The following is a 320-nucleotide window of genomic DNA, read 5'->3' as shown; positions in this document are numbered from 1 at the left end:
AAGATTATGATTTAAATAAAACACCGATTCCTTTCACTATCAAGAAAAGCCAACCAACTCACGTTTCTGTTACTGCTAAAAATGGCTTAACTAAAGGTGGCGTGGAATTAACGAAAGTTGACTCTCTAGATGCAAAAGAAATGCTAGAAGGTGCGGTATTTAAAATTACTGATATGAACGGTAACGATATTCGTACGAATTTAGTTACCGATAAAGATGGAAAAATCATCGCGAAAGACTTACAACCTGGAGACTATCAATTTATTGAAACGAAAGCTCCTACTCATTATGACTTAAACGAAACACCTATTAAGTTCACA

Annotated in this window: 1 protein-coding gene; it reads left to right on the top strand. The window is 34.7% G+C overall.

Going from position 1 to position 320, the window contains the following annotated elements:
- On the top strand, nucleotides 1-320 hold a 320-nt coding region (locus MR113_RS27600; protein ID WP_277929810.1), incomplete at both ends, for an MSCRAMM family protein.

Origin of the sequence: Bacillus cereus group sp. BfR-BA-01379 (assembly GCF_022663605.1) — a bacterium.
GTDB lineage: Bacteria > Bacillota > Bacilli > Bacillales > Bacillaceae_G > Bacillus_A > Bacillus_A mobilis.
Note: the sequence above shows the minus strand (reverse complement) of the source record. Positions and strands in the feature narration are given on the sequence as shown.